The organism is Mycobacterium sp. PDNC021, assembly GCF_048282635.1.
GTDB classification, from domain to species: Bacteria; Actinomycetota; Actinomycetes; order Mycobacteriales; family Mycobacteriaceae; genus Mycobacterium; species Mycobacterium llatzerense.
Genome location: NZ_CP182502.1, coordinates 3,874,592 through 3,886,249, shown reverse-complemented (window position 1 = coordinate 3,886,249; position 11,658 = coordinate 3,874,592). Strand labels below are relative to the sequence as shown.

Below are 11,658 nucleotides of genomic sequence, written 5' to 3'. Positions count from 1 at the left end.
GCCGCTCAGCCGACTGCGGTGCCGAACAGCAGACCGAGCAGGTAGGTCACCGCCGCGGCGCCGTAGCCGATCATCAACTGACGCAACGCCCGTCGCAGCGGCGGTCCGCCGGAGAGCAGGCCGACGATCATTCCTGTCGTCAGCAGCGCCAGCCCGACCAGGACTGCCGAGATGACGACGGCGGCGAGGCCGGTGAGTCCGAACAGGTAGGGCAGCACCGGGACCAGCGCGCCGGAGGCGAAGAACAGGAAACTGGACACCGCGGCGCGCACCCCGGTGCCCACGGCTTCGTGCTTCTCGGTGGACACCTCGCCCAGCGGCGAGTCGGCCAGCGCGCCCGCCCGCAGGCTCGCGAACACATCGGAGGCACGGACGGCCGCGTCCTCCGGGCTCATCCCGCGGGCGCGGTACACCAGCTCCAGTTCGTTGGCGTCGACGTCGAGTGCCCGCACCGCGGTGCCGGCCGTGGCGCTGGGCGTCGAGGCCTCCAGCAGTTCGAGCTGCGAGTTGACCGATACGTACTCGCCGGCGCCCATCGACAGCGCGCCCGCGATCAACCCGGCCAGCCCGGTGGCCAGGATCGTGGCGCTCGACACCCCGGTGGCGCCGATCCCCAGCACCAGCGCCAGATTGCTGACCAGCCCGTCGTTGGCGCCGAACACGGCGGCGCGGAAGCTGCCGGACAACTGGTCGCGGCCGCGGCTGGCGAGGGCGCGGACGACCTCCATGTGGATGCGTTCGTCGGCGGCCATGGTCGGGGTGGCGTCGACGTCGGTGTCATACTCCGAGCGGGCTTCGGCCCGTTGCGCCAGGGCCAGCGTGAACACCGATCCGAGGTGACGGGCCAGGAACCCGAGGGCCCGAGTCCGCAGGTCGGGCCGATGGGGCTTGCCGACCCGATCACCGAGCAGTGCCAGCCAATGCTTCTCGTGCCGGCCTTCCGCGGTGGCCAGCTCCAGCAGGATGTCGCGTTCGGCGCCCTCACGGCGCTGCGCCAGGTCCCGGTAGACGGCGGCCTCGGCACGTTCGTTGGCCAGATGCTGTCGCCACCGACGCAACTGCGCGTCGGTGGGCTGCGCGACCACGTGTCAGCTCTCGGCCGGGACCAGGCGAAGTGAGATCGAGTTGATGCAGTAGCGCTGGTCGGTCGGGGTGGGGTAGCCCTCGCCCTCGAAGACGTGCCCGAGGTGGCTGTGGCAGTTGGCGCACAGCACCTCGACGCGCCGCATGCCGAGGGTGTTGTCGGTCCGCAGGATCACCGCGTCCGAGTCGGCCGGGTCGAAGAACGACGGCCAGCCGCAATGGGATTCGAACTTCTCGGTGCTCCGGAACAGCTCGGCGCCGCAGGCCCGGCACTGGTAGATGCCTTCGGTCTTGGTGTCGGTGTACTCGCCGACGAACGGGCGTTCCGTCCCGGCTTCACGCAGGACATGGAATTCCTCGGCCGACAGTTTCTCGCGCCACTGGGAGTCGGAGAGTTCAACCTTCGGCGGCGGGATGCTCATGCGCTCACGCTACCTGCGGCCGGCGCTGTGGGTTCGGACTTGCGCTCGGATTCCGTCAGCCACAACGGGTCGATGCCCTGGTCCAGCCGGCCGTCCTTCTTGGCGTCGAGGTAGCGGAAGTACAGCACGCAGAACACCACGACCAGCATCAGCGACCAGCCGTAGGTGATCTTGATGTATTCGAGGAACCGGCCGGTGGTCGGCCAGCGCCACATGAGCCAGCGGTCCATGGTGAGGAAGCCGTACACCGCGAGCCAGGCCGGCCAACTGCGGATCGTCGAGCGCGGCAGCACGACCGTCATCAGGAAGGGGAACAGCATCATCGAGTAGTAGCCCTGCGCCAGCGACAACACCAGCCACGAGGTGATCAGCAGGACGCCCGACGACGTCAGCATCCAGAACAGCTGGTCGCGCTCGCGGTAGTAGCGGTACAGCAGCCACAGGCTGGCCGCGGCCAGCAGCACGAAGGCGACGCGCAGCGCCATGATCAGCCACATGGGCAGCCCGTAGTAGATGCCGTTGCCCAGCAGCGAACTGTTGAAGTAGTCGCGGGTCTGGAAGATGTACGGCACGGTGTTGCGCACGAAGCCCATGGGGTCCGCCGACAGCGGCCAGGCCACCGCGTTGAAGACGACGGGCACCGCGAACGCGGCGACCAGCGCCCGCCACTGCCGGTTGAGCAGCGGCAGCAGTAGGAGGACGCCCAGCAGCGGCTTGAGCACCAGCGTCAGGCCGATCGCCGCTCCGGCCAGCCACTCATGGTTCTTCTTGCCGTCCAGCAGCCAGGTGAAGAACAACACCTCGGCCAGCAGGATGCAGCCGTTCACGTTGGTGAAAACCAAAGTGTTGGTGACCGATTCGGTGCAGTACATGGCCAGCAGCAGGGCGGGCAATGCCACCGACGTCAGCGAGAACTTGAACAGCCGTACCAGCAGGCAGGCGGCGATGATGATCGCCACGGAGTTGATCGCGACGAACCAGAACCGCGACGCGAACTCCGGCAGGAAGCCGAACGGCGACAGCAGCAATGTGCCGCCGGGCGGGTACAGGTAGTGCGGGTCCACGTAGTTGAAGTGCTCGTTGTAGATGGCCCAGTGCCGCCGGAAGTTGGACACCGCGCGGTACACCGGACCGAAGTCGTCGGTGATGTAGCCGTTGGTCGTCAGCACGTAACTGCGGTGGATGATCGACACGATCGCGATGGGCCACAGTGCATTGCGAACGATATTCGCGGTGCTCTGTGGGCCGGTGCGGGGACCGAAGACGCTCAGGAGCGAGAGAGGGCGCGTCACCACCGAACCCTATAACGGGGCGTCGGACCGCCTGGTTAGGCCGGGCAGAACGTGTCGGTCTCCGGCAGCTTGCCGGTGTTCAGGTACGCCTGCACCGGCGGCAGGGCGCATCCCGTGTAGACGATGGTGCCGTGGCCGGTGCCCTGCCACATCACGCGACGGCTGTTGTTGCCCGCGTTGATCGCCATCGCGGCCACCGCCGCGACGCCGTCGCCGCCGACGATCGCGTCGTTGTGGGTGCCCAGCAACAGGATCGGCACCTTCAGGTCCTTGGGGGGCGCGGGCGACGGGCTGCTGGGCCAGCTCAGGCACGGTGCCAGGCTGAGCGCCCCGACAGCGCCGAACTGCGGGTACTTCTTGGGCCAGGCCACCAGCAGCTCGCGGACGCGGTCCGGCGTGGGCCGGTTGACGGAGTCGTCGCACCGGTTGACGAACTGACCGTCGGACTGGCGCGTCTCCTCGGCCGTCGTGCTGAGTGCGTTGAGCGCGGTTGCGTCGCCGCTGCGGGCGGCGGCCAGCGCACCGGCGAGGGACAGCGTGTTGGCCAGTCCGTCGCTCCGCGGGTAGCCCAGCGCGGTGGTGATGGACTCGACCAGCCCGGCCGTCGAAGCGCCGCCGGCACCGCGTCCGGCGCGTGCGTCGGCCAGCATGCCGTCGATGGCGCCCTTGGGATCCGGGCCGAGCGGGCAGTTGTTGGCCACGCACTGTGCGGCGAACGCGTCGAGCGCCGCCTGCTGGCCCTTGATCCGCTGTTCGGCGGTGGCTTCCGCTGAGATACCCAGGGGCAAGGGGGAGTCCAGTACCAGCCGGGCAACCTTGGTGGGGTGCGACGCCGCATACGCCAGGGCGACCTGGGCACCGTTGCCGATACCGAGGACGGCCAGCGCGGGCACGTCCCAGGTGCTGCGCAGCCGCTCCAGGTCCTCGGCCGAGTGCGCGTTGTCGTAGGCCGACTCACCCGGCGCGATGCTGTCGGTGCAGTCGGTGGTGGCCGAGGTGGCGACCTTCGCCAGGTTGGCGACCTGGTCGTCACCCGACAGGAACTGGGCCTGGTCCAGCAGGTCCTGGCGGTCATTGGAGGACACACAGCTCAGCGCTCCGGACATGCCCATACCGCGGCGGTCGACGGCCACGACCGGACGCGTCTTGAGCAGGTCGACGCCGCCGCGCTGCAGCCACACCGGCAGCTGATGCGAGGTGGGGATGTCCGAGCCGGTGGTCATGACGATCGGTCCGGCGTCGGCCGGTGTACTGGCCAGGCGAGCACGGACGACACCGATGCTGACGGTCCCGGAGGAGCCGCCCAGGGAGTCGAGGTCGGCGTCGTAATCGGAGCAGTCCAGGATGACGCCGGGCACGGCGGGCACTGTCGCATCACCGAACACCCGCGACGTGCACTCGTGCCACGTCAGGTCCTTCTTGGGCACCGAGATCGCGGGTGGACCTTCAGATGCCTTGGACGTGGTGGCGGCGCCCTGCGGGCGGGCACCGGAGTCGGTGACGTACCGGGGGTTGGCGGCCAGCAGCGGAGCGCATCCCGCCACGACCGTCGACAGCACCACGGTCGACAGGCTCAGGGCCGGGAGCAGCTGGCGGCGACGCATGGCCACCACAGTAGCGATGCCCGCAGGCCGCACCCGTCAGCGGACGTAGCGCGTGTACAGGTAGCCCGCCGTGTCGGTGAGCACGTGGCTGCGGCGCAGCCGGGTGTGCGCCTCGCCGGGGCCGGACGCGATCCGCCGGGCCTGCCCGCCGACCAGGATCGGGGCGATGGTCACGCACATCTCGTCGATCAGGTCGTCCTCGATCAACATGTTCAGCAGCGACGGTCCGCCTTCGGTCAGCACCCGCAGGAGCCCGCGTTCGGCGAAGATGCGCAGGACGGCGTGCGGGTCGACGCGGTCGGGCGCGGCGCCCGAGGCGTCGATGACCTCGGCGAGGCCCGTGAACCGGTGGTAGGTGTCGTCGATGCTGTCGCGGCTGGTGAGCAGCAGCGGCGGCACTTCGGTGCGGGTGAACAGCTTGGCGTCGTGCGGAATGTCGGCGCTGTGGGTGATCACCGCGATCGGCGGCACCTCGGCCTGGCCGCGCAGCTGGCGGGCCTGCCGTTGCGCCGCGGACATCTGCGCGCCGGAGTAGTTCTCGATGCGCACCGTGGCTGCACCGACCAGAATGACGTCGGCGTGCTGGCGCATGAGGCCGAACAGCGCCCGGTCGCCGGGACCGGCCAGGCCACCGGAACTGCCGTCGTCGGTGGCCCCGCCATCGAGGCTGGTGATCATGTTGGCCCGCACCCACGGCCGGTCCAGCTGATCGGGGTATGAGTAGAGCGGCGTCAGCAGCGATTCGTCGTTGGTGGCGGAGTCGGTCAGGAAGGCAGCGCCGACCGCACTGAGCTCTGTGAGCTGCGTCGCAGCGTCGGGATCGGACACGTGAATCATTCCAGCACGCCGCTAAGGTGCCTTCATGCCTGGGGCCAGCGAAGTCGCGCACCTGACCGATCGCCATCCGACCGTGACGCCGGAAAGACTGATCGCAGAGCTGGTTCCGCCACCCACCTTCGCCGCGGTCAGCTTCGATACCTACCGGCCCGACCCGAACGAGCCGTCGCAGACCGCGGCCGTCGTGTCCGCACGCAAATTCTGCGAGGACGCGACGCGTCAGCGCGCGGGCAAGAAGAAACTGTTCGGCAAGCGCGAAGCGCTGCCCGGCGTCGGGATGTACCTCGACGGCGGTTTCGGTGTCGGCAAGACCCACCTGCTGGCGTCGACGTACTACACGCTGGCCGGGGCCAACGCGGGCCCAGCCGCGTTCGCCACGTTCGGTGAGCTGACCCAGCTGGCCGGCGTCTTCGGCTTCACCGAGTGCATCGATCTGCTGTCGGCATATGTGGTGGTCTGTATCGACGAGTTCGAGCTCGACGATCCCGGCAACACCACGCTGATCTCGCGGCTGCTCTCGGCATTGGTGGAGCGCGGCGTGTCGATCGCCGCGACGTCGAACACGCTGCCCGAACAGCTGGGTGAGGGCCGCTTCGCCGCCCAGGACTTCCTGCGGGAAATCAACACGCTGTCAAGCATTTTCACCACGGTCCGGGTCGAAGGCCCCGACTACCGGCAGCGCGCCCTGCCGTCGGCTCCGGTGCCGCCGTCCGACGACGAGGTGCGGTCCTGGGCACTCGACGTCGAAGGTGCCACGCTCGACGAGTTCGACGCCTTGTGCGCGCACCTGGCGACCATGCACCCATCGCGCTATCACGCGTTGATCGAAGGCGTGCAACGGGTTTTCATCACCGGCGTGCACATGGTCTACGACCAGGCCGTCGCGCTGCGGCTGGTGTCGCTGATCGACCGGCTCTACGACGCGGGCATCCCCGTGGTCGCGTCGGGGGAGAAGATGAACACCGTCTTCAGTGAAGAGATGCTGGCCGGTGGCTTCCGCAAGAAGTACCTGCGTGCCACGTCGCGCCTGCTCGCGCTGACCCACGAGGGCACCCAGCTCCACGCCTAGCGGCTAGAGGGAGCGCACCAGGACGTAGTCGCTCTCGGTCCGGGCGCCGAGCGGAAAGGTCTTGGTGCCGCTGATCTCGAACCCGTGCTTGCGGTAAAACCGTTGGGCGCGTTGGTTTTCCTGATTGACGCCGAGCCACACGCAGCGGGCACCCAGGTCCCGGGCGAACCCGACCGACGCATCCATGAGCGTCGCGGCAACCGTGCCGCCATGGACGTCGGGCAGCACGTAGCACTTGGACAGTTCGACGGCCGGCCGTTCCGGCACAGCGCGCTGCACGTCGGCATCGTCGGCCACGCCGCGAATCAGCATGGTGTAGCCCAGGATTCGGGCTTCGTCGCGGGCGACGAACACGGCGCGCTCGGGATCGCGCAGGTAGGCATCGAAGCGATCGGCGGACAAGTTGCCGGCGATGAAGGCCGCGATGTCGTCCGGCGCCGACGACGGCGGGCAGGCCAGCGGGAACGTGGCGGCGGCCACGTCAGCGAGTTCGGGGACATCCGCGGCCTGCGCAGGCCGCACCTGAACCGTCATCGGAATCTCCTTGCCGCAGACACAAAACTGCCCCTGTCCTAGGGGGCAGGGGCAGTTTATGTCGGATCGACAGCGGCTCAGGGGATCGGTGTCTCCGGTTGCCAGAGATTCCACTGCGCGAGGTGCGTGCCGGTGGCCGGGTTGAGCATGACCACGTTGCTCACCAGACCGCGGTAGACGTCCCAGTAGACGACGCCGTCGACGGTGGACCCGGCGGGCGCGCTGAGCAGCTTGAGCTCCAGTGCGTTGGGGTCGTCGGTGTGCTTGGACACGTAGGCGTCGGCGAAGGGCGTGACGCCGGTGAAGGTGGCGCCAGACGCCATCCAGTAGGGGTTCGGCGTCGAGATGACGTGGACCGTGACGTCGGACTTCCACGGGCCACCCTGGTTGCGCCACCGTGGGGTGCCGTTCCAGGTCCAGCCCGGCGGTTCGTCAGACGGGAGCACGTTGTGCACGGTCACGTCGGCGACCAGGCCCTTGTAATTCACCCGCAAGGTATCGCCGACGTTGCCGATGGCCGTCTCGGCCGCCGCCGACGGCGCCAGCGCGGCGGCCAGCAGGGTCAACGCACCGAGCAAACCCGCCAACCAGCGGTAGGTCCTGTTGCCGTTCACGCCCGTGCTCATCGCGTCCTCTCCGTAATGACTGCCTCGCATGATGGCATACCGCCATCACGGCCTCGTCCGAATGGAGTAGATCTGGCCACTGCGTCGAGGTCAATGGGTCGATTTGTCCCTGTCAGTGGACACTCACGCCGGCCCGGACTGTTCTCCGGCCGCCTGCCCGGCGGCGACGAAGTCGGCGAGCATCTTCTCGAGCTCGGTTTCGAGGTGGCCTTTGTCGACGCCGAGGCAGTGCAACGGTCCGTCGGCGTCCTCGGATTCGAGCAGCGCCAGCAGGATGTGTTCGGTCCCGATGTAGTTGTGCCCCAACCGAAGTGCTTCGCGGAAGGTCAGCTCCAGCACCTTCTTGGCGGCGCCGTCGAACGGGATCAGCGCCTTGGGTTCGGCGGTGCCGACGGCAACGGCGGCGGCCGTGCGGATCTGCTCGGCGGTGACGCCTTGATTGCTCAGCAGGACCATGGCCAGTGATCCCGGATCGGTGAGCAGTCCGAGCAGGAGATGGTCGGGGGTGATCTCGGTGCTGCGCGAGGTGTGCGCGGCTTGCTGGGCCTCGACGACGACGGTGCGGGCGCGCGGGGTGAACCGGCTGAACCCGTCCTTGGGGTCCATGGTGTCGAACCGTGGTTCTTTGGGGACGAAGCGTTTCTGTGCGGCCTGCTTGGTGACGCCCATGCTGCTGCCGATGTCGGTCCACGACGCCCCCGATCGGCGGGCCTGGTCGACGAAGTGGCCGATGAGGTGGTCGGCGATGTCGCCGAGGTGTTCGGCGGCGAGCATCGCATCGGTGAGCTGATCGAGTGGTTCGGTGTGCACCTTCTTGATCGCCACGATCAGGTCGTCGAGGCGGATGGTGCCGGCGATGGTGTTGGGGGTCGACGTGTGCGCGGATTCGGACATGCGTCAACCGTAGGTTGACGTTTGGGATTCGTCAACCGCGAGTTGACGTAGTCACGAGTGGCGCAGCGTGTCCCAGTCGTGCTCTGTTTCCAGCTGCTCGATGGCCTTCGCGGTGCGCTCTTTCAGTACGAGGGTCACGGTCAAGGCGAGTAGGCCGCCGACCAGCAAGGCCACCCAGGAGAACCGGGCCAACCACTTCTCGGCGGCCACGCCCAGGTAGTAGACGACGGCTGTGGTGCCGCACGCCCACACGATTCCGCCGGCCGCGTTGGCGGCCAGGAAGCGCGTGTAGTGCATCTTGAGGGCTCCGGCCAGCGGCCCGGCGAAGATGCGCAGCAGTGCAACGAAGCGGCCGAAGAACACGGCCCAGACGCCCCAGCGGCTGAAGAGTCGACGGGCGAGGGCGACATGGCCAGGGCCGAAATGTTTGGGGAACCGGCGGCCGAGGCGTTCGAACAGTGACATGCCGAAGCGTCGGCCGATGCTGTATCCGATCGAGTCGCCGATGATGGCGCCGGCGGCGGCCGAGAGCCCGACGCCCACCGGGTCGATGTCGAGGGTGTGCCGCGATGACATGACCGCGGCCGTGACCAGAATGATCTCGCCCGGCAGCGGGATGCCCAGACTTTCGAGCCCGATCACGAGCCCGACCACGAGGTACACCGCCAGCGGTGGGATCGATTGCAGCAGCGCGTCGACGTCCATGCCGCTAAGGATGCACTACTACGGCGTAGGTGTCGGCGCAGGCGGCGCCGGTGCGGGCGCTGGGGCGGGAGCACCGCCGCCTCCGCCGAGGGTGCCGAGAATGGCGATCGCGGCGCGGGCCTGCGGGGAAATGTTCGGACCCGGTCCGGGGGAGTCCGGTGCGGCATCGGTGACGTGCCACGGCTGGCAGCCGCTGGTCTTGAACGCCTTGTCGGTGACATCGATGAGCACGACCTGCGGCTTGGCGGTCATGGCGCTGTCGATGACGTTGTTCTTGGCGTGGGGGTCTGCGTTGTTCATCCGGCGCCAGTAGCAGCGTTTATCGCCGACGGGCCCGGCGGTGGCGTACGTGCCGGGTGCGATGTCCTTGCCGACGATGAACAGTCCGTCGCCGTCGATGCTGGTCTTCAGGCCTGCGGCGGTGGGCGCGGCGGGACCCGGAGGGGCCGGCGTGGGGTCTGCCACGGCGACGGCCGTCGATGCGCCCCAGCTCACCACGGCCAGTGCCGCGGCGGCGGCGATCGACGTCTTTGAGCTCATGAGGTCAAAGTTTAGCTCTTCTAGCTATGTGCGTGGGGCGATGAGTGTCCAAGAAAACAGCGAAGGGCGTGGGCCGTTGCGGCCCACGCCCTTCGCTGTTTGCGCGAGAGGTCAGTGTTGCGGCGCGAAAATGCCGCCGACGAGACCGACGAGCTGGTTGGTGGCGTAGGTGCCGAGCACGCCGGTGTTGTGGTTGTAGTAGGTGCCCGCGGTGCCGGCGGCCTGGTTGTAGTAGGTGCCGGCCTGGCCCAGGGCCTGCTCGTTGTCGGTGCCGAACTGGCCGATGGCGTGGTTGAGCTGGGTGCCGAACTGGCCGATCTGCTGGATCGGGTTCGGCGGCGGGGTCGGGGCGGCCGAGGCGGCGCCGGCACCGGCGAGCGCGACGATCGCGGCGCCTCCGGCGAGCGCGATCGATCCTGCGATACGGCGGGTGGTGATGTTAGCCATGATGAGGGTCCCTCCTGGAGCGAAAGTCGCTTACAGCAAACATTTGTAGTCCACGTTCGTGTCTCGCGCAACTATATGAGCGAACTTCTTGGAAATGTTCACTTTGCGCTTTCGGATTTGCTGTGGACAAAGAAGACCATCGTCGATGTGTCGACGGGTGGGGCGGGTGTGGTGTCGGGCCAGATGGCGGGCCGAACTGCAAGAACTCGCTTGCAAGGCGTTGAACAGTACTGATGTCTGTCTCGTTGGACCTTTTGGGTGGGATGCGCGCCCACCGGGAACGAGGCTGAGAACATTACGTCAACCAAATTAGCTGCACGGCGGGTCAATTTCGCCGCGTAGCTATTGAATGAGGCGCATCGGTCTACTACATCGACGAATAGCAGTAAAGCGTTACGCGCTGGGCTATGGCCATCCGGGCGTGTTCACTGTCGCTGCGCCTTGGCGACTGCGCGGTGGTATTGGGATGCCCTGGTGGAGGGGCTTTCAAACGGGTAAGCTATGACTAATTGACCAAAGGAGTCATAGCTATGGCGGTGGCGTTTACCCCGGATGAGAAGGACGGCATTGCGCGTGTTCTGGTCGAGACGGCGGAGCAGTTGTTCGCCACCCAGGGCCTGAAGAAGACGTCGTTGGACGAGCTCGTGCAGGCGGCGGGGATCAGCAAGGGCAGCTTCTACGTGTTCTTCGACTCGAAGGAATCGCTGTATCTCGAAGTGATGCTACGGCGTGCGCCTCTGGTGGCCTCGGGGCTGAGCGAAGCGCTCAGCCGTCCGATCGACGAGGACAACCTCGTCGGCCTCATGCGTGCCATGACCGACGTGCTCGTCGACGATCCGTTCTATCGGCGGCTGCTGATGCGCGCCGACGAGCTGACGGCGGTCACCCGTCGCGTCGGGCCCGAACAGCTCGCCCGGGTCGTGCCGCAGGTCGTCAGCCCGGTGCTCGATTACCTCGCGGCCGGGCAGCGGGCCGGCGTCCTGGTCGACGACATCGCGCCGACGGCCCTCTTGGGCGTCATGCGGTCCGTCGGGCTGGTGGTGATGAGCCGTGACCGGTTCGGCGCCGAATACGACGACGTGCTCGATGCGACCATCCGGACTCTGGCAAGGGGGATGCTCCGATGAAGCTGCTGGACAAGTACGCAAGCGCCGCCGGTATGAGCGACGAGGCCTGGCGCCGTCACGCCAACCCGTGGAGCGTATGGACCCGATTCGCGGCCATCCCGCTGATGATGCTGGCCATCTGGAGCCGCGTTTGGATCGGGTGGTGGGCGCTGGCGCCGATCGGCGTCGTCATCCTGTGGCTGTGGCGGAATCCGCACGCGTTTGCCCCCGTCGACAAACCCGTTGCCTGGTCGTCCCGCGGTATCTACGGCGAGCGGCTGTGGCTGCAGGACCGTTCGCGCATGCCGGCGGGTTTCGCTGTGGTGCAGAGGGTTTGGATAGTTGGCGCACTGGTCGGTGCAGCGTTGCTGGTGTGGGGACTTGCGGCGCTGCTCGTCTGGCCGACGGTGTTCGGCGCCGTGCTCGTCGTGTACGGACAGTTGTGGCGCATCGACCGGCTCGGCATCTTCTATGACGAGGTGACTGCCGGTCAGTGACC

General features: G+C 67.6%; 14 protein-coding genes. 3 read left to right on the top strand and 11 right to left on the bottom strand.

The window, feature by feature from the left end; translation table 11 throughout:
• Window positions 1-5: 5 nt before the first annotated feature.
• Genes ACNO8X_RS18480 through ACNO8X_RS18460 form a run of 5 tightly spaced genes read right to left on the bottom strand, consistent with a single transcriptional unit; the run spans window position 6 to window position 5,238 of the window.
• The gene (locus ACNO8X_RS18480) at window positions 6-1,085 is read right to left on the bottom strand and encodes a VIT1/CCC1 transporter family protein (RefSeq protein WP_418002180.1); all 1,080 of its coding nucleotides are present in this window, start codon (window positions 1,083-1,085) and stop codon (window positions 6-8) included.
• Between the two features lie 3 nt (window positions 1,086-1,088).
• Window positions 1,089-1,505, bottom strand: coding sequence for a peptide-methionine (R)-S-oxide reductase MsrB (gene msrB / locus ACNO8X_RS18475; RefSeq protein ID WP_133761870.1), 417 nt, complete (start codon window positions 1,503-1,505; stop codon window positions 1,089-1,091).
• The gene (gene aftC / locus ACNO8X_RS18470; RefSeq protein WP_418002179.1) at window positions 1,502-2,797 is read right to left on the bottom strand and encodes an arabinofuranan 3-O-arabinosyltransferase; all 1,296 of its coding nucleotides are present in this window, start codon (window positions 2,795-2,797) and stop codon (window positions 1,502-1,504) included. The genes msrB and aftC overlap by 4 nt, the downstream gene beginning before the upstream one ends.
• 35 nt (window positions 2,798-2,832) lie before the next feature.
• Window positions 2,833-4,401, bottom strand: coding sequence for an alpha/beta fold hydrolase (locus tag ACNO8X_RS18465; protein WP_418002178.1), 1,569 nt, complete (start codon window positions 4,399-4,401; stop codon window positions 2,833-2,835).
• A 36-nt stretch (window positions 4,402-4,437) separates the two neighbouring features.
• Entirely contained in the window at window positions 4,438-5,238 is an 801-nt protein-coding gene (locus tag ACNO8X_RS18460; protein WP_133761873.1) for a pyrimidine reductase family protein, read from the bottom strand.
• A gap of 25 nt (window positions 5,239-5,263) precedes the next feature.
• On the opposite strand from ACNO8X_RS18460, the gene zapE reads away from it, so the two are divergent.
• Window positions 5,264-6,307: a cell division protein ZapE gene (gene zapE / locus ACNO8X_RS18455; protein WP_418002177.1), complete on the top strand. Its 1,044-nt coding sequence runs from the start codon at window positions 5,264-5,266 to the stop codon at window positions 6,305-6,307.
• A 3-nt stretch (window positions 6,308-6,310) separates the two neighbouring features.
• Here the strand turns inward: zapE and ACNO8X_RS18450 are convergent, their stop codons facing one another.
• From ACNO8X_RS18450 to ACNO8X_RS18425, 6 genes are all read right to left on the bottom strand, one after another.
• A complete protein-coding gene (locus ACNO8X_RS18450) occupies window positions 6,311-6,841 on the bottom strand; it encodes a GNAT family N-acetyltransferase (protein WP_418002176.1) in 531 nt (176 codons plus the stop codon).
• A 77-nt stretch (window positions 6,842-6,918) separates the two neighbouring features.
• Window positions 6,919-7,467 carry a hypothetical protein gene (locus ACNO8X_RS18445; protein ID WP_418002175.1) on the bottom strand — a complete coding sequence of 183 codons (549 nt, stop codon included), beginning with the start codon at window positions 7,465-7,467 and terminating at the stop codon, window positions 6,919-6,921.
• A gap of 123 nt (window positions 7,468-7,590) precedes the next feature.
• Entirely contained in the window at window positions 7,591-8,361 is a 771-nt protein-coding gene (locus ACNO8X_RS18440) for a Clp protease N-terminal domain-containing protein (protein ID WP_418002174.1), read from the bottom strand.
• A 51-nt stretch (window positions 8,362-8,412) separates the two neighbouring features.
• Window positions 8,413-9,066 (bottom strand): DedA family protein, encoded by a 654-nt coding sequence (locus ACNO8X_RS18435; protein WP_043399255.1) that lies wholly within the window; start codon window positions 9,064-9,066, stop codon window positions 8,413-8,415.
• Between the two features lie 18 nt (window positions 9,067-9,084).
• Window positions 9,085-9,606 (bottom strand): hypothetical protein, encoded by a 522-nt coding sequence (locus ACNO8X_RS18430; protein WP_418002173.1) that lies wholly within the window; start codon window positions 9,604-9,606, stop codon window positions 9,085-9,087.
• A gap of 111 nt (window positions 9,607-9,717) precedes the next feature.
• Window positions 9,718-10,053: a hypothetical protein gene (locus ACNO8X_RS18425; protein ID WP_260939281.1), complete on the bottom strand. Its 336-nt coding sequence runs from the start codon at window positions 10,051-10,053 to the stop codon at window positions 9,718-9,720.
• A gap of 530 nt (window positions 10,054-10,583) precedes the next feature.
• Here ACNO8X_RS18425 and ACNO8X_RS18420 point away from each other — a divergent pair.
• Together ACNO8X_RS18420 and ACNO8X_RS18415 are read left to right on the top strand one after the other, a co-directional pair.
• A complete protein-coding gene (locus ACNO8X_RS18420; RefSeq protein WP_260939280.1) occupies window positions 10,584-11,180 on the top strand; it encodes a TetR/AcrR family transcriptional regulator in 597 nt (198 codons plus the stop codon).
• On the top strand, window positions 11,177-11,656 hold the full coding sequence (locus tag ACNO8X_RS18415; protein ID WP_418002172.1) for a DUF6653 family protein: 480 nt from the start codon (window positions 11,177-11,179) through the stop codon (window positions 11,654-11,656). Before ACNO8X_RS18420 ends, ACNO8X_RS18415 begins: the two co-directional genes overlap by 4 nt.
• The last annotated feature ends 2 nt before the right edge of the window (window positions 11,657-11,658 follow it).